Here is a 24,783-nt window from a genome sequence, read left to right on the forward strand (position 1 = left end):
CAGGGGGCCGCCCCCGGGCACCCGGCGTCAGCGCTTGGGCCGTGGATCGATCGCCCGCTTCAGTACGGGCGTGAGCGGGCGCTCCACCCAGCGGTGCAGCACCCACGCCAGTGCCAGCATCAGCACGATGGTGAGCGCGAACGTGGCGTACGAGGGCAGCCGCAGGCCGCCGTGCAGCCCCTGCACGACCACCCAGCCCAGGTGCTCGTGCACGAGGTAGAACGGGTACGTCAGCGCCCCGGCCACGGTCAGCCAGCGCCAGTCGGCCCACCGCATCCGGCCCAGCGCGATGGCCGTCACCAGCGCGAAGCCCACCGTGACGATCGCGATGACGACGAGCGCCGAGCGGTACGAGAAGGCCGTGGCGGACGGCGGGTGCCACAGCCCGGCCACCGCGAAGTGCTGGCCGATGAGCCAGCTCACGCCCACCACCGCCCACGCCACCGGGTCCCGCCCGCCGTAGCGGTGCAGCAGGTAGCAGCCGATGCCGCCGATGAAGAACGGCGCGTACTGCGGCATCAGGACCAGGTCCAGCGCCGGGACGTGCGCGGCCTGCGCCACGGCCGCCGCCAGCGTCCAGCCCGCGCAGAACAGCACCACCCGGCGGCGGGTGGCGCCCGGCAGCACGACGCACAGCGCGAACAGCGCGTAGAACCGCATCTCGGCCCACAGCGTCCAGCACACGCCCAGCACCCGCTTCGCGCCCAGCGGCTGCTGGAGCATCGTCAGGTTGGTCAGCACGTCACTGGGCCCGAGCGCCTCGAACGCCACCCACGGCAGCGCGAAGACGGCCGTCACCAGCAGCACCGCCACCCAGTACGCCGGGTACAGCCGCGAGACGCGGGAGGCGATGAAGGCACGCAGCGACCGCCCCCACCCGCTCATGCAGATGACGAAACCGCTGATGACGAAGAAGATCTGCACACCGAGACAGCCGTACGCGAACAGGCCGTGCAGCGACGGGAACTGGCGGGCCGGCGAGCTGCCCCACGCCTGCGCAATCTCGCCGTTCCGGCCGCCGAGGTGATAGGCGGCGACCATCAGGGCGGCGATCAGACGCAGCCCGTCCAGGGCCCGCAGCCGGGGCGCGCCACGGGAACGCTTGCCGGGCGGGGCGGCGTCGCCCTTCCGCACGTCCGGCACGGCGGATACGGGACGGGTGAGCAGCGCGGACACGGACGACGTGGACGGGCCGGGCACCGCGGCGGGCGGCGGCGCCTCGGCCGGAAGCGGTGCGGTCATCCGAACGCGGCCCGCTTCTTCAGGCGCCGCTGCATCGCCCGTGCCCGCCGCGCGACCCTGCGTACGGCCGCGTTGCGCGGGATGAAGGACAGCTGGGACGGGAGCGCGCCGGGCAGCGCCAGCGCGGTCAGCCGGCGGCGCTTGAAGTAGCGCCAGGTGCGCTCGTTCAGATGGGTGGCGAGGTAGCGCTCGGCGACCGGGCGCAGCTCCGGGTAGATCTGGTGCTGCATCGCGTACCCGACCGCGCCGACCAGTCCGTTGAGGTGGGTCGGCGCGGGTTTCGTCCCCGGCTCGTCCGCCAGGTCGGGCACCAGCGCGTCGACGAGGGTGACCGGCACGCGGTTGCTGTTCTGGTACGGGGTCAGCCGCTCCAGCAGCAGGGCCGTGCCCACGCGGGCGGTCGGCAGGTCGTAGAACGCGGACGCCGTCAGCAGGGCCGTCGAGAAGCAGCCGACGACGAGCGCGGGCCGTCTGCGCTGGTACAGCACCTCGGCGAGGACCGGGGTCTCCAGCACGGTCAGTTCGGCACCGAGCCGTTCCGCCTCCCGCTCCAGCGCGCGGGACCAGCGGGCCGGTGCGGACGGGTGCGGCTTGAACACCACCGCGCGGTGCCCGCGCCGGACCGCGCCGCGCAGCATCCGGGTGTGCAGCTCCTCCTCTTCCTCCGGCGTGAGGATGCCCAGCGCGGACAGGTACTGGCCGAGGAGCAGCGCCGCGCCCTCCGGCACGTCGTGCAGCGCCGGGCCGTCGACATCCGCGGCCAGGTCGGCGAGCACCGTACGGAAGGCGTCGGTCGGCACGGTCTCCGCACCCACCCCGAACTCGGTGAGCAGCAGTGGCTTCAGGCCCGGTACCAGGTCCAGGTGCAGCAGGCGGCGGACGCGGGTGCCGACCAGCGGGTCCAGCTTGTTGCGGGTGGGCCCGTAGCTCATCAGCCCGTCCGCGTACACGTCGACCGGCGCGTCCGGGAAGAGCTGGGCCAGCGCGAGCGCCGGGGGGACCTGGATGGACTCCACCACCAGCTCGATCCCGTCCGTGCCCAGGTCCCACAGCAGCCGCAGGTGCCGCTCCCACAGCGGTACGTCGTCCGGGCGCGGGGACCAGCCGCCGGGGTGGAACGGGCTGATCGTCTCGTTCCACGACAGCACCCGGTCGAAGCGGTCGCGCAGCCGCCCGAAGCCGGACATCCGGTCCAGCGGCGTCGCGGTCTCCGGCGTCGCGGCGTTGTTGCTGACCAGCAGCAGCCTGCGGGCGGCCGGGGCGAAGCGGTCCGTGTCGAGCGCGGCGGCGAGCGTCGCGGCGCCGTACAGGGTGGACGCCAGGAAGATCTGCGTCCGCGGCCGGTCCGGTGCGTCGGTGCGGGGGGCCATCAGGCGGCCACCTCCGCCGGGACCGGACGGCGGCGCAGCCGTCGCAGACGGGAGGCGCGCTGCGTGTCCATCGAATCCAGTGCTTCCTTCAGTACGTCCTGCGGCATTCTTTTCAGCGCCGCCGCGCTCATCGCGCGCAATTTACGGGCGACCTGCGGTTCGAATCGCTCGGCCGAACCGAGATGGTGGGAAATGATGGCGCAATAGGTGCGCACCGCCTTGGGCAGGAGCCGGGCCGCATCCCGGTCCCGCGCCGTTTCTTCGACGACCTGGTCGAATGCCCGGATGAAATCGAGCTGCCGGACATCACCGATCTGCGTCAGCGAGGACGCCACCCCGCGCCGGTAGAAGACGCCGAGCAGCCCGGTCACCGCCATCGACCGCGCCTCGCGGTGCAGCCGCCAGATCCACGGCCGGTCCTCCGCGGTGCGCAGCCCGTGCGTGAAATGCAGCAGGCCGTCGTCCAGCAGCCGGCGGTGGTAGATCCCGGCCCAGGCGAAGGCGTAGTCGACGGAGGTGGAGCGGTCGGCGGGCAGGATCAGCTCGCGCGGGTCCAGGACGGTGTTCCGGCGGCCGTACGGGACGCGGTGCACCGAACGGGCCCGCGCGGTGCACTGCACATGGTCCGTCCGCACGAAGTCGCACGCCAACTCCTCGATGACGGAGAGCAGTTGACCGTAGTACCCGGGGGCCAGCCAGTCGTCGCCGTCCAGGAACGTCACGTACTCGCCGCGGGCCGCGTCCAGCCCGGTGTTGCGGGCGGTGGCCAGACCGCCGTTCTGCTCGTGCCGCAGCACCCGGGCGCCCGGCAGCCCGCCCGCGCCGCGCTCCAGGATCCGCGGTGTCTCGTCCCGCGAGCAGTCGTCCACCAGCAGGAATTCGAAGTCCTCACGGGCGTTGGCCGCCAGGCTTCGCAGGGTGTCGGGCGCATATGTCTGCACGTTGTAGAACGGCACGACGACGGAGAGCTTAACCACCCGGGTGACGTTAGGCGCGGACCCGGCATTCGTCTTGACCGGCCGCGGGCGGCAACGTGAACGAAGCGTGGCGGAACGGTTAACCCGGCAATGCGGCCGGCCGGTTCGCGGTCCCGCGTCGCGCTGTTAACCCGTTGTTGCGGCACCGTTGGCCCGCCGAACGGAACGCCTTCCTAGCGTTTTCGTCGTGCCCACTCGTACCACTTCCCCGCCGCGTGTCGCGGTGCTCGCGGATTCGGATACCCGCTGGAAATGGGGCGCTTCGACAGCGCACCGCATTCAGCCGGACGCATGTCCGGACGGATATCTGCTCCGCGGCCGCGCCACCCCCACGGTCCGCCAGCTCGACGAGGTCGGCGCCCGTGCTGACACGCTGCGCGAGATCCGCGGCGTGGACTTCCTGGGGCTGATGAAGGACACCGCGCGGTACGACGTGGTCGTCCTCGCCTGCGTCGGCGGCGCCGTCCAGGCGATGCTGCACGGCCTGGCCCGCGCCTGGGACGGCGCGGCCCGGCGGCCCGTCGTCGTCACCGGCTACGTCGGCGTCGTCTACGAGAAGCTGGCCGACGGCCTGCTGTTGCGGCACGGGGCGGACCTCGTCCTGGCCAACTCCCGGCACGACGCGGACCGGTTCCGCGCGGTGTACGAGGGCGTCGGCGCCGACGGCGGCAGCGTCGTCGAATGCGCCCTGCCCTTCCTGGGCGGCGCCCCGTACGCCCCCGCGGCGGACGGCCGGCCGTACACGGTCGTCTTCGCCGCCCAGCCCTCCGTACCGGACCGCCGCGAGGACCGTACGTACCTGCTGCGCCGCGCCGCCGGGCACGCCCGGCGCAACCCCGGGCGCGAGGTGCTGATCAAGCTGCGCAGCAAGCCCGGCGAACACACCACGCACATCGAGGAACACCCCTACCAGAAGCTGGCCGCCCGCCTCCCCGGTGGCCTGCCCCCCAACTGCCGCCTCGTGTACGGGAACATGGGCGACGTCCTGGACCGCACCGACCTCCTGGTGGCCGTCAGCTCGACCGCCGCCCTGGAGTCCCTGCACCGCGGCGTCCCCACCGCCGTCCTCACCGACCTCGGCATCCGCGAAGCCCTCGGCAACCACCACTTCCTGGGCTCCGGCTGCCTCGCCTCCTGGGACGAGCTGGACGCCGGACACCGCCCCGAACCCGACCCGGACTGGCTGGCCCGCCAAGGCGTCGCACCCCAGGGCGCCACCCGGCAAGGGACGTACGCCTCCGCCTTCGACGCCGCCCGCGCCCGCGTCACCGCACTGCGCGCCGCCGACCGCCTGCCGCCGCTCAGCCCGTACTACACACCCCGCACCGCCCCCGGCTACCTCCCCGGCATCCTCGCCCGCTACGGCCTCGGCCCCACGGGCGAACCGCTGCCCGGACAGGCCGCCGAGCCCGCCGCGGCCACCGGGCTGCGCCGGCTCGCCCGCGACACCGTGCGCGACGCCGCCCGCGGCGCCTACCGCCACGGCGTGCAGCGCGTCGCCCCCGCCATCCGCCGCTGGGGACAGCTGTGAGCCGCCCACCCGCCGCCCGCCCCCGGAGCCCGTACGGCCCCCGGAAGGAGCCCGCCATGCCGACCTCACCGAGCCGCCCGGCCGCGCCCACCGTCGTCGCCGTCATACCCGCCCGCGGCGGCTCCAAGGGCGTCCCCGCCAAGAACCTCGCCGCGGTCGGCGGTGTCCCCCTGATCGCCCGCGCGGTCCGCGAATGCCGGGCGGCCCGGCTGGTCACCGACGTGCTGGTCTCCACCGACGACGCGGGCATCGCCGCCGCGGCGCGCGGCGCGGGCGCCGTCGTGGTGCGCCGCCCCGGCGACCTCGCGGGCGACACCGCCACCAGCGAGGCCGCGGTCCTGCACGCCATGGACGCGTACGAGGCCGAGCACGGCAGGCCCGTCGACGCGGTCCTCCTCGTCCAGTGCACCAGCCCCTTCCTCGCCCGCGAGGACATCGACGGAGTGGCCGCGGCGGTCGTCGAATCCGGCGCGGACAGCGCGCTGACGGTGGCCCCGTTCCACGGTTTCGTGTGGCGCGAGGGGGCGGACGCGGCGGTCGCCGCGGACCCGGTGCAGGACGTACCCGTACCCGCCCCCGCCCCCGGCGGCACCGGCGTCAACCACGACAAGTCCGTCCGCCCGCGCCGCCAGGACCGCCCCCAGGACTTCCTGGAGACCGGCGCCGCGTACGCCATGGACGCGGCCGGCTTCCGGGCCGCCGGCCACCGCTTCTTCGGCCGTACGGAACTGGTCCGCACCGACCCGGCCCGCGTGCTGGAGATCGACGACCCGCACGACCTGGCCCGCGCCCGCGCCCTCGCGCCGCTGCTGGACGGCGCGCGCCCCGGCGCGCTGCCGACCCGCGACGACATCGACGCGGTCGTCCTCGACTTCGACGGCACCCAGACCGACGACCGGGTGCTCGTCGACTCCGAAGGACGGGAGACGGTCGCCGTGCACCGCGGCGACGGCCTCGGCATCGCCGCCCTGCGCAGGGCGGAGCTGAAGCTGCTCATCCTGTCCACGGAAGTGAACCCGGTCGTCGCCGCACGGGCGATGAAACTGCGCCTGCCCGTGCTCCACGGCATCGACCGCAAGGACCTCGCGCTCAAGCAGTGGTGCGAGGAACAGGGCATCGCGCCCGAGCGGGTGCTCTACGTCGGCAACGACGTCAACGACCTCCCGTGCTTCGGCCTCGTCGGCTGGCCCGTGGCGGTCGCGAGCGCCCACGACGCCGTACGCGGCGCCGCCCGCGCCGTCACCGCCACCCCCGGAGGCGGCGGCGCGATCCGCGAGATCGCCTCATGGCTCCTCGGCCCCACCCTCTGACCCAGAAGGAAGCCCCCAAGATGACCAGCACCTCCCGTCTGCGCACCCTCGGCGACCGGCTCGTCGGCCCCGGCCGCCCCGTCTACGTCACCGGCGAGATCGGCATCAACCACAACGGCGACCTGGAGAACGCCTTCGCGCTGATCGACGCCGCCGCGGACGCCGGCTGCGACGCCGTGAAGTTCCAGAAGCGCACCCCGGAGATCTGCACCCCGCGCGACCAGTGGGACATCGAGCGCGACACCCCCTGGGGCCGGATGACCTACATCGACTACCGCCACCGCGTGGAGTTCGACGAGGACGGCTACCGCGCCATCGACGAGTACGCCGGGAAGCGCGGCATCGCCTGGTTCGCCTCCCCCTGGGACGTGGAGTCCGTCGCCTTCCTGGAGAAGTTCGACGTGCCCTGCTACAAGGTCGCCTCCGCCTCGCTCACCGACGACGAGCTGCTGCGCGCCCTGCGCGCCACCGGCCGTACGGTGATCCTCTCCACCGGCATGTCCACCCCCAGGCAGATCCGGCACGCCGTCGAGGTGCTGGGCAGCGACAACATCGTGCTCTGCCACGCCACTTCGACCTACCCCGCGAAGCCCGGGGAACTGAACCTGCGCATGATCAACACGTTGCAGGCCGAGTACCCCAACGTCCCGATCGGCTACAGCGGCCACGAGACCGGCCTCCAGACCACCCTCGCCGCCGTCGCCCTCGGCGCCGCCTTCGTCGAGCGCCACATCACCCTCGACCGCGCCATGTGGGGCTCCGACCAGGCCGCCTCCGTCGAGCCGCAGGGCCTGACCCGCCTCGTCCGGGACATCCGCACCATCGAGGAATCCCTCGGCGACGGCGTCAAGAAGGTCTACGAGAGCGAACTGGGCCCGATGAAGAAGCTGCGCCGGGTGGCCGGTGTCGTCGCCGAGGCGGAGGCCGCCGACCGGGAGCCCGTCTCGGCCTGACCCCGGCGGCCACGGCCGCCTCCGTACGGCCGCACCTGCCTGCCACCGCACGACTGCTCCTGACGCCTGACGGACGGGACGGACACACCGTGAGCTACCCAGACGGGGCCTGTGGCCCGCCCCAGGAGGCGGCGGGTACTCCCGTCCGCCGCCTCCTGGGGGTACCCCGGCAGCGCCGCAGACCCGCCGCGAGCCGGGCGCCCGGCGGCGCGGCGGCGGAGCGGGCGGCGGTCGGCGGTGCCACCGGTCGTGCGTCCGGACGGGCCGCGCGGCGGGCGGCGCGACAGGCCGCGAAGCAGGCCACGGCACAGGCGGCCGAAGCCGCCGCGGCGCAGGCCGCGGGCACCCTCGCCTTCGTCGAGAGCCCGGTGCAGCTGCTCAACGTCCTGGAATGGGCGCACGGCGCACAGGCCGCTGACCTGACCGTCGTCGTCCTCGCCCCGCACGACCCGATGACCCGCGGCCAGCTGCGCCGGATGGCCGAACTCGCCCGCGAGGGCGGCCACTCCGTACGGTGGGAGGAGGCGCGCGGGGGAGCGGGCGCGCCGCTGCGCACCATCGGCGGCCTCACCCGGCGGCTGCGGCGCGCCGGCCGGGTCGTCATCGGCGACCCCTTCTCGCGCTACGTCCAGTTGCTGCTCACCCTCACCCGCGCACGCGACCTGGTCGTGGTCGACGACGGCACCGCCACCATGGAGTTCATCACCCAACTGGCCAACGGCGAACGCCTGGTGCGGTGGCACCGGCACGGCGGCGGGCGCGGGCCGCGGGACCTGGTGTTCGCGCCGTTCGCGGCGGCCGCCCGCCGCCGCCTCACCCCGGCGCCCGGCGGCGGACGTCGCACCGTCGGCCTCTTCACGTCCATGCCCGTCGAACCGCCGCCGGGCATCCGCGTCCTGTCGAACGAATTCGCCTGGACCAGACGGCGGTTCGGGCCGCCGCGGCTGACCCGGGGGACGGACATCGTCGGCACCTCGCTCGTCGAGACCGGCGTCGTCGACGCCGACCGCTATCTGGAGGCCGTCCGTTCACTGGCCCGGGCGCACGGCGCCACCCGCTACTTCGCCCACCGCCGTGAGTCGGCCGCCAAGCTCCACCGGATCGCCGCCGAGACCGGCCTGGAGGTCGTCCGGCCCGACCTGCCGCTGGAACTCATCGCCCGGCGCGGCCCCGTCGGCCGGCTGATCCTCAGTTTCCCGTCCACCGTCGTCCACACCCTGCCGCTCGCCCTCGCCGGGACCGGAATCGGGGTGGCGGTGTGCGACATCGACCCGTCCTGGCTGACCGGCAAGGCGTCGCCGCGGGCGGAGGGGTTCCTGTCGGGGGTCACGGGGACGGCGCGAGGGGTACGGCGGCTGCCGAGGGCGACGGTGGCACCGGAAGGGCGGGAAGCGGCCTTGCGGTGCGATGCTTCCGGGGCATCCGGGGGGCCCGGGGGATTCGGCGCCGGAGGTTCCGGAAAGAAGCGGAACTGATGGTGATACCCGGGTGATGACTGCTCCATGCGCCGGGCGGCCTAGATATTCTTCCCCTAACGGGCTGAACTTTTGTTGATCGAGGGACAGTTGCCCCATCCGCCCCCGTACCCTTCAACGGGTGAACCACTTGATGTCCCGCGAGGCCGAAACCGATGATGCCCCTGCCGGGGAACCGCTGCCCGGCGCGCTGCCGGACGAGCTGTGCGCCGAACTCATCGAGTTCCGGCGTGACTTGCACATGCACCCCGAGCTCGGGAACCAGGAGTTCCGCACCACCGCCGCGGTGAAGGCGCGGCTGGAGCGGGCCGGCCTGACCCCGCGCGTCCTGTCCATCGGCACCGGCCTGGTCTGTGACATCACGCCCGGCCTCGCGCCCTGGGACGGCGGCCGGCCGCTGCTCGCGCTGCGGGCGGACATCGACGCGCTGCCGATCCCGGACGTGAAAACGGTGCCGTACCGCTCCACGGTGCCCAACCGCGCCCACGCGTGCGGCCACGACGTGCACACCACCGTCGTCCTCGGCGCGGGCCTGGTCCTCGCCGGACTGGCCCGCGAGGGGCGGCTGCCGTGCCCCGTACGGCTGCTCTTCCAGCCCGCCGAGGAGGTGCTGCCCGGGGGCGCCACCGACGCGATCGGCTCCGGGGCGCTGGACGGCGTGGGGCGCATCCTCGCCGTGCACTGCGACCCGCGGGTGGACGCCGGGCGCATCGGCCTGCGCACGGGTGCGATCACCTCGGCCTGCGACCGGCTGGAGGTCTCCCTCGACGGGCCCGGCGGCCACACGGCGCGGCCCCACCTGACCACCGACCTGGTCACCGCGGCCGCGCGGGTCGCAGTCGACGCGCCTGCGCTGCTGTCGCGGCGGGTCGACACGCGGGCCGGGCTGGCGGTGACCTGGGGCCGGCTGGACGTGGGCCACGCGTGCAACGTCATCCCGCAGCACGCGGAGCTGGCCGGAACGGTTCGCTGCCTGGACCTGGACGCCTGGCGCGAGGCGCCGGACCTGGTGCACGCGGCGATCGACGAGATCGCGGCGCTGCACGGGGCGAAGTGCCAGATCACCTATGTGCGGGGGGTGCCGCCAGTGGTGAACGAACCGGTGTCCACCCAGCTCCTCCACGACGCGATGGCCGCGCGCCGCGGCCCGCACGCCGTCGAGGGCACCGAGCAGTCGCTCGGCGGCGAGGACTTCTCCTGGTACCTGGAGCGGGTCCCCGGCGCGATGGCCCGCCTGGGGGTCCGGCCGCCGGGCAGCACGGTCCGCTACGACCTGCACCGGGGGGACTTCGACGTGGACGAGGGCGCGGTGCGGGCGGGGGTGGAGCTGTTCACCGCGGCGGCGATGCTGGCGTAGTCACGCTCCGTGACCGAGGCCCGGGGCACCCGCCCGGTGCGGGCGGGCGCCCCGGGCCGGAGGAACAAATAGATAACGGCCACGCGGTGGAGGGTTTTCCGCCAGGTCTACGCGCGTTAATCTCCCGTCAAGCCAGCGCCACCGTGGGCGCTTCGAGCGAAGGGAAAGGCCCCTTGCGTCGGGTCACCAGGTTTGCCGCCTCGGTCAGCGCCACCGCGCTTCTCGCGGTCACCGCCACCGCCTGCGGCCAGAGCTTCGCCGAGGCGAACCGGGCCAGCCACGCCGGTGTCGGGCTCGCCTTCGACATCGGCGGGCGGGACGACCACTCCTTCAACGAGGCGGCCGCCCGCGGCACCGAGAACGCCCGCAAGAAGCTGGGCGTCAACGTCAAGATGCTCACCGCGAAGAACGGCGAGACGGAGGCGGACCGCGAGCAGCGGCTCACCTCGTTCGCCGAGGCCGGGTACAACCCGGTCATCGGCGTCGGTTTCGCCTACAGCCGGTCGATCGAGAACGTCGCCAAGGACTTCCCGGAGACGACGTTCGGGGTCGTGGACGCGATGCCCCAGGGCAAGAACGTGGACGCGATGGTCTTCGCGGAGCACGAGGGCTCGTACCTGGCGGGGGTCGCCGCCGCGCTCAAGAGCAAGACGCACAAGGTCGGCTTCATCGGCGGGGTGAACAACGCGCTGATCCAGAAGTTCCAGGCCGGCTTCGAGCAAGGTGTACGGGACACCGACCCGAAGACGAAGGTCACGTCGCAGTACCTGTACCCCAACAACGACAAGGGGTTCAACGACCCGGCCGCGGCCAAGGCCAAGGCGGGCGGCATGCTGGACAGCGGCATCGACGTGATCTACTCCGCGGCCGGCCAGTCGGGCGCGGGCGCCATCGAGGCGATCAGCAAGCGCGAGGGCGCCTGGGCCATCGGCGTGGACTCCGACCAGTACCTCCAGCCGGGGCTGGCGAAGTACAAGGACTGCATCCTGACGTCGGTCGTCAAGAACGTCGACGTGGCGGTCTTCGACCTGATCAAGAGCGTCGAGGACGGCCGGCCGCTGACCGGTGTGCACGCCTACGACATGAAGAAGAAGGGCGTCACGCTCGCCACGTCGGGCGGGTTCATCAAGGACATCCAGCCGCAGATCGACGCCGCCCGGCAGAAGATCGTCGAGGGCAAGGTGAAGGTCAAGGAGACGCCGTAGTCAGGGCGTCGCACGGTACCCCGCCGCGGTGCGGCCCGGTACCGTCCGCCCCACCGCGGCCGGGTTGCACCACGGCCGGATCAGCCCGCGGCCGGGCCGTGCCCGCGCCCCGACGGCCGGCAGCCGCTGCCGCCGTCCGCCCAGGACACGCCGTCCGCCCCAGGACCATCCCCGAGGGGAGTGCGCCATCAACGCAGCACCCACGATCAGCCGCCCGGCCGAGCCGGGCCCCGCGGCCGTCGAACTCCGCGGCATCACCAAGCGGTTCCCGGGTGTCGTGGCCAACCACGACATCGACCTGACCGTCCGCCGCGGCACCGTGCACGCCCTGTGCGGCGAGAACGGCGCCGGCAAGTCGACGCTGATGAAGATCCTTTACGGCATGCAGAAGCCGGACGAGGGCACCATCACGCTCGACGGCGAGCAGGCGGCGCTCAGCACCCCCGCGGACGCCATCGCCCGCGGCATCGGCATGGTGCACCAGCACTTCATGCTCGCCGACAACCTCACCGTCCTGGAGAACGTCGTCCTCGGCGCGGAGAAGCGGCACGGCATCGGCGGCCGGGCCCGCGCGAAGATCAAGGAGATCTCGGACGCGTACGGCCTCGGCGTACGGCCCGACGTCCTCGTGGAGGACCTCGGTGTCGCCGACCGGCAGCGGGTGGAGATCCTCAAGGTCCTCTACCGCGGCGCCCGTACGCTCATCCTCGACGAGCCGACCGCGGTCCTCGTCCCGCAGGAGGTCGACGCGCTCTTCGCCAACCTGCGGGAGCTGAAGTCCGAGGGCCTGACCGTCATCTTCATCTCGCACAAGCTGGGCGAGGTGCTGTCCGTCGCGGACGACATCACCGTCATCCGCCGGGGCACCACCGTCGCCTCCGTGGAGCCGTCGAAGACCACGCCCAAGCAGCTCGCCGAGCTGATGGTGGGCAGCGAACTGCCGTCGCCGGAGACGCGCGAGTCGACGGTGACGGACACCCCGATGCTGGGCGTCGAGGACCTGCGGCTGTCGGCCACCGACTCCGACGGGGTCGTCCGCACCGTGCTGGACGGGATCACCTTCACCATCCACAAGGGCGAGGTGCTCGGCGTCGCCGGTGTGGAGGGCAACGGCCAGGCCGAACTGGTCGAGGCGATCATGGGCACCCGCGCCCTGGACGGCGGCGTGGTGACGCTGGACGGGCAGGACCTGTCCACCGCCAGCACGCGCAAGCGCCGCGAGGGCGGCATCGGGTACGTGCCCGAGGACCGCCACCGGCACGCCCTGCTGCTGGAGGCGCCGCTGTGGGAGAACCGTATCCTCGGCCACGTCACCGAACGCCCCAACAGCAAGGGCCGGCTGCTCGATCTGGCGGCGGCCCGCAAGGACACCGAGCGGATCGTCGCCGAGTACGACGTACGGACGCCCGGTATCGAGGTGACGGCGGCCTCGCTGTCCGGCGGCAACCAGCAGAAGCTGATCGTCGGCCGCGAGATGAGCCACCGGCCCAAGCTGCTGATCGCCGCCCATCCCACACGCGGCGTGGACGTCGGCGCGCAGGCGCAGATCTGGGAACAGATCCGCGCGGCGCGCCGGGAGGGCCTGGCGGTCCTGCTGATCTCTGCTGACCTGGACGAGCTGATCGGGCTCTCCGACACCCTGCGGGTGATGTACCGGGGCCGGCTGGTCGCGGACGCGGACCCCGCGACCATCACCCCGGAGGAGTTGGGCTCGGCCATGACCGGTGCCGCCAGCGGCCACCTGACCGCTGCAGACGCTGACCCGCGCGAGGGTGGTGACCGGGAGTGAAGACGCTGACCAGGTCGCTCACCAAGGACAAGGCGCTGCTGGCGCTCGCCGCGCCGCTGCTGGCCGTCGCCGCCGCGTTCGTCATCAGCTCGCTGGTCTTCCTGGCCTCGGGCGAGAACCCGCTCCGGGCCTACTGGATCATGGTCGACTACGGCCATTACAGCGACAGCCAGGTCTGGATCATCAACAAGGCGGTGCCGTACTACCTGTCGGCGCTGGCGGTCGCCATCGGCTTCCGGATGAACCTGTTCAACATCGGTGTGGACGGGCAGTACCGGCTCGCGGCGTTCGCCGCCGCCGCGGTCGGCGGCGCCATCGCGCTGCCCGGCGCCCTCCAGATCATCCTGCTCATCGTCATCGCCATGCTGGTGGGCGCGGTGTGGTCGGGCATCGCCGGCGTACTGAAGACCTCGCGCGGCGTCAGCGAGGTGATCACCACGATCATGCTGAACGCCATCGCCGCCTCGGTGATCGGCTACTTCCTCCAGGACGGCCGGCTGGCCATCAAGGACGGCAACCTGCTGCACACCAGGTTCCTGCCGGAGTCCAGCCACTTCTTCAGCTTCCCGACCCACCCCAAGCCGGTCTACGGCTTCGTGGTGATCGCGGTGCTGGCCGGCTTCGTCTACTGGTTCGTGCTCAACCGCACCCGCTTCGGTTTCGACCTGCGCGCGGTGGGCGCCTCCGAGCCGGCCGCCGAGGCCAGCGGCGTCAGCGTCAAGCGCATGGTGGTCATCTCCATGCTGCTCTCGGGCGCCGCGGCCGGCCTGGTGGGCATGCCCACCCTGCTCGGCGAGTCCTTCAACTACGGCACCGACTTCCCGGCCGGCATCGGCTTCACCGGCATCGCCATCGCGCTGCTGGGCCGCAACCACCCGGTGGGCATGGCCTTCGGCGCGCTGCTGTGGGCGTTCCTCGACCGCACCGGCTCCCGCCTGGAGTTCGAGGGGTACGCGCAGGAGATCGTCGGCGTCATCCAGGGCGTGATCGTGCTGTGCGTGGTCATCGCGTACGAGATCGTGCGCCGCTACGGACTCCGCGCCCAGCAGCGCAAGGTCGGCGAGGAACTGGCCGCGCAGGCCCGTACGAACCCAGGTGAGAACGACAAGGCGGAGGCGACCGCGTGAGTACCGAACTCAAGCCCGCGGCCCGGCCCGGCGCCAGCGCGCCGGGCGGCGGTCGCCGCAAGCTGTCCTACCCGGTCATCCTGCTGATCGTCGCCGGTGCGATCGTCGCGGTGTCCGTGCTGCGCGCGGTCACCGGCACCAACGACCTGACCTCCGCCGGACAGTTCAGCGCGGCACTCGCCGCCGCCACCTCGATCGGCCTGGCCGGCCTCGGCGGCCTGTGGGCCGAGCGGGCCGGTGTGGTCAACATCGGCCTCGAAGGCATGATGATGCTCGGCTCGTTCGCGGCCGGCTGGGTCGGCTGGCAGCACGGCCCGTGGGCCGCCGCGGCCATCGGCGTCCTCGGCGGCGCGCTCGGCGGCCTGGTGCACGCCATCGCCACCGTCACCTTCGGCGTCGACCACATCGTCTCCGGTGTCGCCGTCAACATCCTGGCGCTGGGCGCCACGCAGTACCTGGCCACCCTCTGGTTCGGCGCCGAAGGCAGCGCGGCGATGCAGGCGGGCGGCAACGACAAGCAGTCGCCGCCGATGGCCGACATGCCGACGTTCAGCATTCCGGGGCTCTCGGACGCGCTCCAGTCGGTGGAGAACCACCACTGGTTCCTCGTCTCCGACGTGGCCGGCGTCCTCGGCGGCCTGGTCACCAACGTCTCCTGGCTCACCGTGCTGGCCGTGCTGCTCTTCGCCGGCACCTTCTACCTGCTGTGGCGCTCGTCCTTCGGCCTGCGCCTGCGGTCCTGCGGCGAGGCCCCGGTCTCCGCCGAGTCGCTGGGCGTCAACGTCTACACGTACAAGTACGCGGCGGTGCTGGTCTCCGGCGCGCTGGCCGGGCTCGGCGGCGCGTTCCTGTCCATCGGCACGCACTTCTACCAGGACGGCCAGACCGGCGGCCGGGGCTACATCGGCCTGGCCACGATGATCTTCGGCAACTGGCGGCCCGGCGGGGTCGCGATGGGCGCCGGCCTGTTCGGCTTCATGGACGCCATGCAGCTCCGCAGCGGCGGCCCGACCGTGCACGCCCTGCTGCTGGGCCTGGCGGCGCTGCTCGCCGTCCTGGCGCTGTTCCGCCTGCGCGCCGCCAAGCGGGCCCAGGCGGCGGTCTCCGGTGCCGCGGCCGTGGTCCTCGTGCTCTGGTACTTCCTGACCGACGCGGTGCCGCTGGAGCTGGTCGAGGCCAGCCCGTACATCGCCACGCTGCTGGTGCTGGCCCTGTTCGCGCAGCGGCTGCGCCCGCCCAAGGCCAACGGCCGGCCGTACCGGCGGGGGCAGGGCACATGACGCACGATGGTCGGGTGCGCGAAGATCAGGCGGGTCCGGTGCGGGTCGACTGGGAACGGCTCCGCGAGGCGGCCCGGGACGCGATGTCCCGGGCGTACGCCCCGTACTCCGGCTACCCGGTCGGTGCCGCGGCCCTGGTGGACGACGGCCGTACGGTCGTCGGCTGCAACGTCGAGAACGCCTCGTACGGGCTCGGCCTGTGCGCCGAATGCGGCCTGGTCTCCGCGCTCGCCGCGACCGGTGGCGGCCGGCTGACCGCCTTCACCTGCGTGGACGGCCGGGGCGAGCTGCTGGTGCCGTGCGGCCGCTGCCGCCAGCTGCTGTACGAGCACGGTGGGCCCGGTCTCCTGGTCGACGGCGGGGAGGCGGGCGTACGGCGGCTGAGCGACCTGCTCCCGGACGCGTTCGGGCCCCAGCACCTGGCCCGTTAGACACCGCCTTCCGACGACCCGTGGCCCGCACCGTCCCCGGACGGTGCGGGCCTCTCGATCTCCCGGCTCTATGCGTGTAGAACTGTTTCCGCCCGCTCGCCGCGTCGTTCCCGGGTACAGGGACGGGCTGGGCCGGCAGTTCCACGGAAAGGAAGCCAGATGGACGTCATCTCGGTCATCCGCGCGAAGCGCGACAAGAATGAGCTGACCCCGGAGCAGATCGACTGGGTCATCGACGCCTACACGCGCGGCGAGGTCGCCGATGAGCAGATGTCGGCCCTGGCGATGGCCGTCTTCCTCAACGGCATGAACCGTACGGAGATCGCCCGCTGGACCGCCGCCATGATCGCCTCCGGCGAGCGGATGGACTTCTCGGCGCTGGCCCGCCCGACCGCGGACAAGCACTCCACCGGCGGCGTCGGTGACAAGATCACGCTGCCCCTCGCGCCCCTCGTCGCCGCCTGCGGCGCCGCCGTACCGCAGCTCTCCGGCCGCGGCCTCGGCCACACCGGCGGCACCCTCGACAAGCTGGAGGCCATCCCCGGCTGGCGCGCGCTGCTCTCCAACGCCGAGATGATGGACGTCCTGGACCGGGTCGGCTCGGTCATCTGCGCGGCGGGCGACGGCCTGGCCCCCGCCGACAAGAAGCTCTACGCGCTGCGCGACGTCACCGGCACCGTCGAGGCCATCCCGCTGATCGCCTCCTCGATCATGTCCAAGAAGATCGCCGAGGGCACCGGCTCGCTCGTCCTGGACGTCAAGGTCGGCTCCGGCGCCTTCATGAAGAACATCGAGGACGCCCGCGAACTCGCCACCACCATGGTCGAACTCGGCACCGACCACGGCGTTCGCACCTCCGCCCTGCTCACCGACATGTCCACCCCGCTCGGTCTGACCGCCGGCAACGCCCTGGAGGTCCGCGAATCCGTCGAGGTGCTGGCCGGCGGCGGCCCGGCCGACGTCGTCGAGCTCACCCTCGCCCTGGCCCGCGAGATGCTCGACGCGGCGGGCCTGAAGGACGCCGACCCCGCCAAGGCCCTCGCCGACGGCTCCGCCATGGACCACTGGCGCCGCATGATCCAGGCCCAGGGCGGCGACCCCGACGCGCCGCTCCCCGTCGCCCGTGAACAGCACACCGTCAACGCCTCCTCCTCCGGCGTCCTCACCGGCCTCGACGCGTACGCGGTGGGCGTCTCCGCCTGGCGCCTGGGCGCCGGCCGGGCCCGCAAGGAGGACCCGGTGCAGGCGGGCGCCGGCATCGAACTCCACGCCAAGCCCGGCGACGAGGTCAAGGAGGGGCAGCCCCTGCTCACCCTCCACACCGACACCCCCGAGAAGTTCCCCTACGCCCTCGAAGCCCTCGACGGCGGCGTCCTCATCGCCCCGCCCGGCACGGACTTCACGCCGCGGCCGGTGATCCTGGACCGCATCGGCTGATCCGGCTCCGCACCGTGCCGCCGGGCCGGCGGGGCGGATAAATCGTTCGGGTGAACGGGACCGGTGGACCAGTGCCGGTCCCGTTCGCCATGCTGGGATCGGTGCCACAACACGTGAGGAGACCGCCATGGGTGCACTCCCCGCCGACCCCGCTCCGGGGGAGTACTGGGATGAGCTGCTCCGCTTCTGGCAGGAAGCGGACTGGCCCGAGGGCAGCAAGGTGGAGATCATTGATGGAGTCATCGTTGTGTCACCACCGCCGGCCGCACCGCACAACCGCATCGCCGAAAAGGTGCACCGCAGGCTGTACACGGTGCTGCCCGAGGAATGGGGGGTGTACCAGACTCTCGGAGTCACCCACCCCGTGCGTGGACGGCTCTTCATCCCGGACCTCGTCGTGGTCCCGGACGACATTCTCGACCGCATCGAAGGGGGCGAGGCCGTCCCGCTCACGGCCGCGGAGCTGGTCGTCGAGATCACCTCGCCGAACAATGCGAGCTATGACCGGCTCAACAAGGCGGCCGCATACGCGGAGGCAGGTGTACCGCTCTACCTCCTCATCGATCGCTTCGCCCCTCCCGGCCCCACGGTCACGCTGTTCGGGGAGCCGGAAGATGCCGTCTATCAGGAGCTCCAGGCGGTGAAGTTCGGGGAGGACGTCCACCTGCCTGAGCCCTTCGGCCTCACCATCGACACCAGCGTGTTCCCTTTCGGCCCCTGACACGGACGAAGGGCCCACCCCGCCAGGACAGGTGGCGGGGTGGGCCCTTCGGGCTGTGACGGGACGTTAGGCGGCCTTGCGCAGATGGGGGACGCGGCGTTCCGCCATCGCCTTGCGGGTGGCGTACAGGGTGATCGACGCGGCGCCGACCATCGCGGCCAGGCCGAGCGCGACGGTGGCTTCCCAGCCGCCCGCGTGGAAGGCCGCCGCGCCCAGCGCGCCGCCGATGCTGCTGCCGACGTAGTACGCGCACTGGTACAGCGCCGACGCCTGAGCGCGGGCCGTCTTCGCGGCGCGGCTCACGGACGACGAGGCCACCGCGTGGCCCGCGAAGAAGCCCGCGGTGATCAGGACCAGGCCCAGCAGGACGGCGACGAGCGACGCGGTGAGGGTGAGCAGCAGGCCCGCGGCCGTGGTGCCGACCGCGAGGTAGAGGGCCCCGCGCCGGCCGACGCGGCCGACCAGCCGGCCCGCGGCGGCGGAGGAGACCGTACCGACGAGGTAGACCAGGAAGATCGAGCCGACGATGCCCTGGGGCAGGCCGAACGGCTCGTCGACCAGGCGGTAGCCGATGACCGTGTAGACCGCGCCGAAGACCATCATGAAGAGCGCGCCGATGCCGTACAGCCGGCGCAGCAGCGGGTCGGACAGGTGGCCGCCGAGGGTGCGGGCCAGCGCGCGCGGGCCGACCTTGCGGGCCGAGAAGTGCCGCGCCTTGGGGACCAGCAGGCGGAAGACCACCGCGCACACCACGGCCATCGCACCCACCGCGCCGAGCGCGGCGCGCCAGCCCCACGCCTGGGCCACCCAGCCGGTGACGATCCGGCCCGACATGCCGCCGATGCTGTTGCCCGCGACGAACAGGCCGATCGCGGCGACCAGCGCCTTGGCCCGTACCTCCTCGGCCAGGAACGCCATCGCGGAGGCGGGCAGTCCGGCCAGCGCCACGCCCTGGACGGCGCGCAGCGCGACCAGCCAGCCCAGGTCGGGGGCGAACGGCACCAGCATGGCGATCAGCGCGGCCACCGACAGGGACGCGGTCATCATCGTGCGGCGGCCGAAGCGTTCGGACAGCGCGCTCAGCGGGATGACGGCCAGCGCCAGACCGAAGGTCGCGGCGGACACGGTCCAGCTGGCCTGGTCGGGCGTGACGGCGAGGTCGTCGGAGATCGCGGGGAGCAGCGCCTGCGTCGAGTACAGGAGCGCGAAGGTGGCGACGCCCGCGGCGAACAGGGCGAAGCTCATCCGGCGGTAACCGGGGCCGCCCGGGTGCAGCTTGGCGGCCTCCGGGTCGGGCGCCGGGTGCGCGTCGGCGGCGGGCGCGGAGGAGGTGACGGGGGACGACTGCGCGGAGGCGCCGGCGCGCGCGGCGGCCGACGCCCCGGTATCAGCGGGAGGCATGATCCGAACGTATGCCCGCGCGTTTCATGCGTCCAATGCATAGAAACGCCATAATCGATGCTGTGGCACATCACAGCAGCTCACGGCTGCCTCTGACGCACCCTCGCAACAGAAAAGACATCCGGGGGACACCGGGTGAACCGGTGGAGACCGCGGATCTCGGGGCCGGCTCCTGGGCTCTGGCCCTGACGCCCCGGCTCGCGCAGTTCGCCGCCGTCGCGCGCCACGAGCACGTCACCCGCGCCGCCCACGAGCTGGGCATGCCGCAGTCCACGCTCAGCCGCGCCATCGTCCGCCTGGAGGACGACCTCGGCGTGGCGCTCTTCGCCCGGCACGGCCGGACGCTCACCCTGACCCCGGCCGGCCGCTCCTTCCTCGCCTCCACCGAGCGCGCGCTGCTGGACGTGGAGCGCGCCACCGAGTCCGTACGGGCCGACTCCGACCCCACCGCGGGCAAGGTCGCCTTCGGCTTCCTGCACACGATGGGCTCGGAGACCGTACCGGGCCTGCTGCGCACCTTCCGCGCCGACCATCCGCGCGTGCGCTTCCAGCTCGTCCAGAACTACGGCGAGGCGATGATCGAGCGGTTGCGCGCCGGGGACCTGGACCTCTGCCTGACCTCGCCCGTCCCGGACTACCCGGACCTGGTCGCCCGCCGCCTGGACGAGCAGAAGCTGCGGCTGGTGGTGCCGGACGACCACCCGCTGGCGGCCCGCAAGCGGGTCCGGCTGGCCGAGGCCGCGGGGGAGCTGTTCGTCACCCTGGAGCCGGGGTACGGGCTGCGCCGTATCACCGACGCGCTGTGCGCCGAGGCCGGGTTCACGCCCAAGGTCGCGTTCGAGGGGGAGGAGGCGGAGACGCTGCGCGGCCTGGTCGCGGCCGGGCTCGGAGTGGCGCTGCTGCCGCCGCCCGCCGTGCCGCGCCCGGGGGTCGCCGAGCTGACGGTCACGGCCCCGCGCGCGGTCCGCGAGATCGGGGTGGCCTGGCTGGACGGCCACCCCGACACGCCTCCGGTGGCGGCGTTCAAGAAGTTCCTGCTGGGGCGGCGGGGGCAGCTGATCCCGCGGTAGGGGTGCCGGGTCCTCAATGCCTGAGCGACTCCCCGAAGCCGGACGCCAGCGGCATCCGCAGCCCCAGCGGCGGCGGCGCCGCCAGCGCGTCCGCCACCGGCCGGGCGTACGCGTGGGCGAACAGCGAGCCCAGTACGAAGTCGGCGGCCAGCGCCAGGACTTCGGAGCGGTGCTGGTGCAGGGAGTGGCCGTCCGAGTGCACCTCGAAGCGGCAGACAGCACGGTTGATCTTCTTCGCGCGCTCCGCGTAGCGGTAGGAGAGCTCGGGGTCGGTCCGCTCGTCGTTCGTGCCGTGCACGAGCAGCACCTGCCGGCCGGCGAGCTGCTTCACCGGGACGGCGTCGCTCTCCTCCGGGCCCAGGTCGGGAATCCACGGGGCCAGCGCCAGTACGGAGCCGACCGCCGGGTGGCCCGCGGCGTGCAGGGCGGCGCGCGCGCCCATACCCGTACCGACCAGGCAGACCGGCACGTCGCCGTACCGCCGCACCACCTCCTCCAGCGCCCAGGCGGTGTCCGCCGCCGGATGGGCCGCCGCGCCGTTCCAGCCGCGGCAGCGGTAGTGCACGACGTGGGCCGCCAGGCCCTCGGACCGCCCCGCCCGCGCCAGCCGGGCGGCCAGCGGACGGGCCGCCAGAGTGGACAGGGGAGAGGGCCGCCGGGTCCCCGTCGGGCCGCCATCGGGCAGTAGCAGGGCGACGCCGCACACCGCCCGTCCCGCCCCGGCCGCTCCCAGCGGTTTCCCCAGCCGGGCACCGCGCACCGGCAACGCTTGCTGAGCCATGACCGAAACGATGGCAGACGGCGGCCCGCGGGCCACCCCGTGTACGGGTCACCGTTGGATATCGTTCGTGAAGTTCTACGCGCGTAGGGGCTACAGTGCCGAGATGACGAGCGAGACCACCAATCTTCCGACCGGCGACCAGATCCGCCGCGCGCCCAAGGTGCTGCTGCACGACCACCTCGACGGTGGCCTGCGCCCCGCCACCGTCGTCGAGCTGGCCCGTGAGACGGGGTACGCGGGGCTGCCCGAGACCGACCCCGACAAGCTCGGCGTCTGGTTCCGCGAGGCCGCCGACTCCGGTTCGCTGGAGCGCTACCTGGAGACCTTCGCGCACACCTGTGCCGTCATGCAGACCCGCGACGCCCTCAAGCGGGTGGCCGCCGAGTGCGCCGAGGACCTCGCGGCCGACGGCGTGGTGTACGCCGAGGTGCGGTACGCGCCCGAGCAGCACCTGGAGAAGGGCCTGAGCCTCGAAGAGGTCGTCGAGGCGGTCAACGAGGGCTTCCGCGAGGGCGAACGGCGGGCCCGCGCGGCCGGCCACCGCATCCGCGTCGGCGCGCTGCTGACCGCGATGCGGCACGCGGCCCGCGCCCTGGAGATCGCCGAACTGGCCAACCGCTACCGCGACCTGGGCGTCGTCGGCTTCGACATCGCGGGCGCCGAGGCCGGCTTCCCGCCCACCCGCCACCTCGACGCGTTCGAGTACCTCAAGCGGGAGAACAACCACTTCACCATCCACGCGGGCGAGGCGTTCGGCCTGCCGTCGATCTGGCAGGCGCTCCAGTGGTGCGGCGCCGACCGCCTGGGCCACGGTGTGCGCATCACCGACGACATGGAGGTGGCCGACGACGGCTCGGTGAAGCTGGGCCGCCTCGCCTCCTACGTACGGGACAAGCGCATCCCGCTGGAGATGTGCCCCACCTCCAACCTCCAGACCGGCGCCGCCACCTCGTACGCGGAGCACCCGATCGGGCTGCTGCGCCGGCTCCAGTTCCGGCTGACCGTCAACACCGACAACCGCCTGATGAGCGGGACCAGCATGTCCCGTGAATTCGAGCACCTGGTGGAGACGTTCCGCTACACGCTCGACGACATGCAGTGGTTCACCGTCAATGCGATGAAGAGCGCGTTCATTCCTTTCGATGAGCGCCTGGCGATGATCAACGATGTCATCAAGCCGGGTTACGCCGAACTGCGCTCCGAATGGCTGTTCCAGCAGGTGGACACCGTGCCCGCGGTGATCAGCGAATATCGCTCCGAGTAACGGGGACGAATGCGGCAAAGGAAGAACGGCCGGCGTGTCAAGCGCCGGTCGTTTCTTCTTGTGCCGGGTGTTTGCGGCGTGTCGGTGGCGTCACTAGATTCCGGTGCCGGTCAAACTCCCATCACAAGGATGTATTTCCATGAAGCAGGGAACCATCACGTCTCTCGGTGCCGCGGCCCTCGGCGTCGCCTTCGCCGCCACCGCGGCCGGCTCCGCCTCCGCCGCCACGCCGGCCGAGACGGCACCGGCCGACGTCGCCGGCGCGCTGCACAGCCTGCCGGTCGAGGAGACCGCCAAGGGCATCACCGGCGACCAGGACGGCCACCAGGGGCTGAAGGCCAACAACAAGGGCAACCTGCTCGGCGGCCTGCCCGCCGGCGGTATCACCAAGGCCCTGCCGGCCCTCGGCTGACCGGCCCGTCCCGGAGCGGGAATGGCCGTGCCCCGGACCGTACGCGCAGTACGGTCCGGGGCACGGCCATGTGTGGTCCCCGCGGTCGCGGCGCGCGGCGGCGCCCGGTCACCAGGCGGTGCGGTCGGCGTTCTTCTCCGAGGGGATGAACAGCCACAGGCCCAGGTAGAGCAGGAACTGCGGGCCGGGCAGCAGACACGAGAGCAGGAAGATCACTCGCATCGTCGCGGGGGTGGTGCCGAAGCGCCGGGCCAGGCCCGCGCACACTCCGGCGATCATCCTGTTGTTGCGGGGGCGGACCAGTGCGGCGGCCATGGTTCTCGACTCCTCGTCGACCGGGAATCGGAGCTGTCTGCCCCGATGTCTCAAAGGTAGGTGCGGGAACCCGACAGGGCGTCGGCCTGCGGTGCGATACCGACCCTGGTCATGGTGGGGGCCGGGCGGGCGGGTAGCTCCTCCCTGCGGCGGAGCCGTGACCGGGACCCTGGTACGACCAGCAGGTGCGCGAGTACCACCCCGGTGGTGTTCAGCAGCACCATGTCCACGTCCGGTACGCGGCCGGGCACCCCGGCCTGGAGCAGCTCGATGGCCAGCGAGACCATCGCGCCGGTGAAGGCCGTACGGGCGAGCGAACCCAGCGGAGAAACGTTAAGGCGACCGGCTGCCATCGGCAGCAGGATGCCCAGCGGCGCCAGCAGCAGCACCGCGCCCCCGAGGCTCTGCACGGCCTCCCACGGGCCGTGCGCCAGCTCGGCGCGGATCGTCGCCAGCGGGCGGAAGTTCGCGGCGGGCACCCACGGGACCGTACGGGGGCGCAGCGTCAGCCAGCCGACGATCAGCAGATGCGCCACCAGGAGGACGGCTCCCGCGGCGCGCATACGGAGGGCGGCGGAACCGCCGCGGCCATGACCCTGCACACAGGCCAGGACGCGCCGACCGGCGGCAGTGGTTCCGTAAGAGCCCGCGTCATGACGAAGGCCGGGGACCCATCGAGGAGCGGTGGCGGTTTCAGAGCCAGGGGAAGGCCGCACCCCACCCAGCCCGTACGCACACAGGCTCGGGAGCGTGCGCGACGCTCCCGAGCCTGTTCCGTGCAGCCCGGTCCCGGGCGGGGCGGTTCGGGTCAGTTCAGCACTTGTTGTCCGGGTGTACGGAGCCGCCGTCGGACAGATTCCCGTTGTAGACCCAGCCGTTGATCTGGGTGCCGTCGATCCGGACGTGCGTCCACTTGTTGCCCGCGGAGTTCTTCACCCAGCAGTGGTACTGGAGAACGACGTCCGTACCGACCGTGGCGGTCACCCCGCAGTCCTCGCTGGGGCCGGTGCGGACCTTGGCGCTGCTGCCCTTGGCGGTGCCCTTGCCGGGGGATTTGTTCGACCAGCTCGGGTGGGTACAGGCGTCCGCACCGGTGGGCGCGGCGCTGGCCGCCGGTGCCGTCGCGGTGAGCGCGGCACCCGCCAGGAGCAGCGGTGTGGCAACGGCCGATATCAGTCGGACCCGCTTCGTCGGTGCACTCATCGGGTTCCCCCTTGTTGACGAGTGGGCGCCTCGAACGGCTGCCCGCGTAGCCCTGAGCATGCCGTGTAAAAGCGGGAAGCACGGGGCTCCCGGGACTCTTGGCCAAAAGTCGCCACGGACGTGCTGATTCCG

At 72.6% G+C, this 24,783-nt stretch carries 23 protein-coding genes; 15 read left to right on the top strand and 8 right to left on the bottom strand.

Annotated features, from left to right (window positions below):
- Positions 1–27: 27 nt before the first annotated feature.
- From ACH4FX_RS18645 to ACH4FX_RS18655, 3 genes are read right to left on the bottom strand one after another with little or no spacing between them, the layout of a single operon-like run.
- A complete protein-coding gene (locus ACH4FX_RS18645; RefSeq protein ID WP_398480204.1) occupies positions 28–1,242 on the bottom strand; it encodes an acyltransferase family protein in 1,215 nt (404 codons plus the stop codon).
- A complete protein-coding gene (locus tag ACH4FX_RS18650) occupies positions 1,239–2,612 on the bottom strand; it encodes a polysialyltransferase family glycosyltransferase (protein WP_398480206.1) in 1,374 nt (457 codons plus the stop codon). The genes ACH4FX_RS18645 and ACH4FX_RS18650 overlap by 4 nt, the downstream gene beginning before the upstream one ends.
- Positions 2,612–3,589, bottom strand: coding sequence for a glycosyltransferase family 2 protein (locus ACH4FX_RS18655; protein ID WP_398480208.1), 978 nt, complete (start codon positions 3,587–3,589; stop codon positions 2,612–2,614). The genes ACH4FX_RS18650 and ACH4FX_RS18655 overlap by 1 nt, the downstream gene beginning before the upstream one ends.
- Before the next feature lie 187 nt (positions 3,590–3,776).
- On the opposite strand from ACH4FX_RS18655, the gene ACH4FX_RS18660 reads away from it, so the two are divergent.
- The 12 genes from ACH4FX_RS18660 (at position 3,777) to ACH4FX_RS18715 (ending at position 18,205) form a co-directional block, all read left to right on the top strand.
- Positions 3,777–5,120, top strand: a complete 1,344-nt coding sequence (locus tag ACH4FX_RS18660; protein ID WP_398480210.1) for a DUF6716 putative glycosyltransferase — start codon at positions 3,777–3,779, stop codon at positions 5,118–5,120.
- Positions 5,121–5,176: 56 nt separating this feature from the next.
- Positions 5,177–6,430: a cytidylyltransferase domain-containing protein gene (locus ACH4FX_RS18665; protein WP_398480212.1), complete on the top strand. Its 1,254-nt coding sequence runs from the start codon at positions 5,177–5,179 to the stop codon at positions 6,428–6,430.
- 20 nt (positions 6,431–6,450) lie between these two features.
- Complete coding sequence (locus ACH4FX_RS18670; RefSeq protein WP_398480214.1) at positions 6,451–7,383, top strand: N-acetylneuraminate synthase family protein; 933 nt, start codon at positions 6,451–6,453, stop codon at positions 7,381–7,383.
- Positions 7,384–7,751: 368 nt separating this feature from the next.
- The gene (locus ACH4FX_RS18675; RefSeq protein WP_398480501.1) at positions 7,752–8,858 is read left to right on the top strand and encodes a hypothetical protein; all 1,107 of its coding nucleotides are present in this window, start codon (positions 7,752–7,754) and stop codon (positions 8,856–8,858) included.
- Positions 8,859–8,991: 133 nt separating this feature from the next.
- Complete coding sequence (locus tag ACH4FX_RS18680; protein WP_398480503.1) at positions 8,992–10,215, top strand: amidohydrolase; 1,224 nt, start codon at positions 8,992–8,994, stop codon at positions 10,213–10,215.
- A gap of 173 nt (positions 10,216–10,388) precedes the next feature.
- Positions 10,389–11,420, top strand: a complete 1,032-nt coding sequence (locus tag ACH4FX_RS18685; RefSeq protein WP_398480215.1) for a BMP family protein — start codon at positions 10,389–10,391, stop codon at positions 11,418–11,420.
- A 277-nt stretch (positions 11,421–11,697) separates the two neighbouring features.
- Positions 11,698–13,209, top strand: coding sequence for an ABC transporter ATP-binding protein (locus tag ACH4FX_RS18690; protein WP_398480505.1), 1,512 nt, complete (start codon positions 11,698–11,700; stop codon positions 13,207–13,209).
- Complete coding sequence (locus ACH4FX_RS18695) at positions 13,206–14,336, top strand: ABC transporter permease (RefSeq protein ID WP_398480217.1); 1,131 nt, start codon at positions 13,206–13,208, stop codon at positions 14,334–14,336. The genes ACH4FX_RS18690 and ACH4FX_RS18695 overlap by 4 nt, the downstream gene beginning before the upstream one ends.
- Positions 14,333–15,616, top strand: a complete 1,284-nt coding sequence (locus tag ACH4FX_RS18700; protein WP_398480219.1) for an ABC transporter permease — start codon at positions 14,333–14,335, stop codon at positions 15,614–15,616. Before ACH4FX_RS18695 ends, ACH4FX_RS18700 begins: the two co-directional genes overlap by 4 nt.
- Positions 15,613–16,047, top strand: a complete 435-nt coding sequence (locus tag ACH4FX_RS18705; protein ID WP_398480221.1) for a cytidine deaminase — start codon at positions 15,613–15,615, stop codon at positions 16,045–16,047. Before ACH4FX_RS18700 ends, ACH4FX_RS18705 begins: the two co-directional genes overlap by 4 nt.
- Positions 16,048–16,206: 159 nt before the next feature.
- Positions 16,207–17,484, top strand: a complete 1,278-nt coding sequence (locus tag ACH4FX_RS18710; protein WP_398480223.1) for a thymidine phosphorylase — start codon at positions 16,207–16,209, stop codon at positions 17,482–17,484.
- A 127-nt stretch (positions 17,485–17,611) separates the two neighbouring features.
- On the top strand, positions 17,612–18,205 hold the full coding sequence (locus ACH4FX_RS18715; RefSeq protein WP_398480224.1) for a Uma2 family endonuclease: 594 nt from the start codon (positions 17,612–17,614) through the stop codon (positions 18,203–18,205).
- Positions 18,206–18,271: 66 nt separating this feature from the next.
- Here the strand turns inward: ACH4FX_RS18715 and ACH4FX_RS18720 are convergent, their stop codons facing one another.
- Complete coding sequence (locus tag ACH4FX_RS18720; RefSeq protein WP_398480226.1) at positions 18,272–19,606, bottom strand: MFS transporter; 1,335 nt, start codon at positions 19,604–19,606, stop codon at positions 18,272–18,274.
- A 62-nt stretch (positions 19,607–19,668) separates the two neighbouring features.
- Between ACH4FX_RS18720 and ACH4FX_RS18725 the strand changes: the two genes are divergently transcribed.
- Positions 19,669–20,676, top strand: coding sequence for a LysR family transcriptional regulator (locus tag ACH4FX_RS18725; protein WP_398480228.1), 1,008 nt, complete (start codon positions 19,669–19,671; stop codon positions 20,674–20,676).
- A 13-nt stretch (positions 20,677–20,689) separates the two neighbouring features.
- Here the strand turns inward: ACH4FX_RS18725 and ACH4FX_RS18730 are convergent, their stop codons facing one another.
- The gene (locus ACH4FX_RS18730) at positions 20,690–21,457 is read right to left on the bottom strand and encodes an alpha/beta hydrolase (protein ID WP_398480230.1); all 768 of its coding nucleotides are present in this window, start codon (positions 21,455–21,457) and stop codon (positions 20,690–20,692) included.
- Between the two features lie 103 nt (positions 21,458–21,560).
- Between ACH4FX_RS18730 and ACH4FX_RS18735 the strand changes: the two genes are divergently transcribed.
- A complete protein-coding gene (locus tag ACH4FX_RS18735; protein ID WP_398480232.1) occupies positions 21,561–22,721 on the top strand; it encodes an adenosine deaminase in 1,161 nt (386 codons plus the stop codon).
- A gap of 139 nt (positions 22,722–22,860) precedes the next feature.
- The gene (locus ACH4FX_RS18740) at positions 22,861–23,133 is read left to right on the top strand and encodes a hypothetical protein (protein WP_398480234.1); all 273 of its coding nucleotides are present in this window, start codon (positions 22,861–22,863) and stop codon (positions 23,131–23,133) included.
- 108 nt (positions 23,134–23,241) lie between these two features.
- Here ACH4FX_RS18740 and ACH4FX_RS18745 read toward each other — a convergent pair whose 3' ends face one another.
- The 3 genes from ACH4FX_RS18745 to ACH4FX_RS18755 all read right to left on the bottom strand — a co-directional run bounded on the left by ACH4FX_RS18745 (position 23,242) and on the right by ACH4FX_RS18755 (position 24,651).
- On the bottom strand, positions 23,242–23,448 hold the full coding sequence (locus ACH4FX_RS18745) for a PspC domain-containing protein (protein WP_398480236.1): 207 nt from the start codon (positions 23,446–23,448) through the stop codon (positions 23,242–23,244).
- A gap of 50 nt (positions 23,449–23,498) precedes the next feature.
- Positions 23,499–24,011, bottom strand: a complete 513-nt coding sequence (locus tag ACH4FX_RS18750) for a VanZ family protein (protein ID WP_398480238.1) — start codon at positions 24,009–24,011, stop codon at positions 23,499–23,501.
- 250 nt (positions 24,012–24,261) lie between these two features.
- Positions 24,262–24,651, bottom strand: a complete 390-nt coding sequence (locus ACH4FX_RS18755) for an SH3 domain-containing protein (RefSeq protein ID WP_398480239.1) — start codon at positions 24,649–24,651, stop codon at positions 24,262–24,264.
- Positions 24,652–24,783: the final 132 nt, after the last annotated feature.

Source organism: Streptomyces sp. NPDC018019 (genome assembly GCF_044327805.1).
GTDB lineage: Bacteria > Actinomycetota > Actinomycetes > Streptomycetales > Streptomycetaceae > Streptomyces.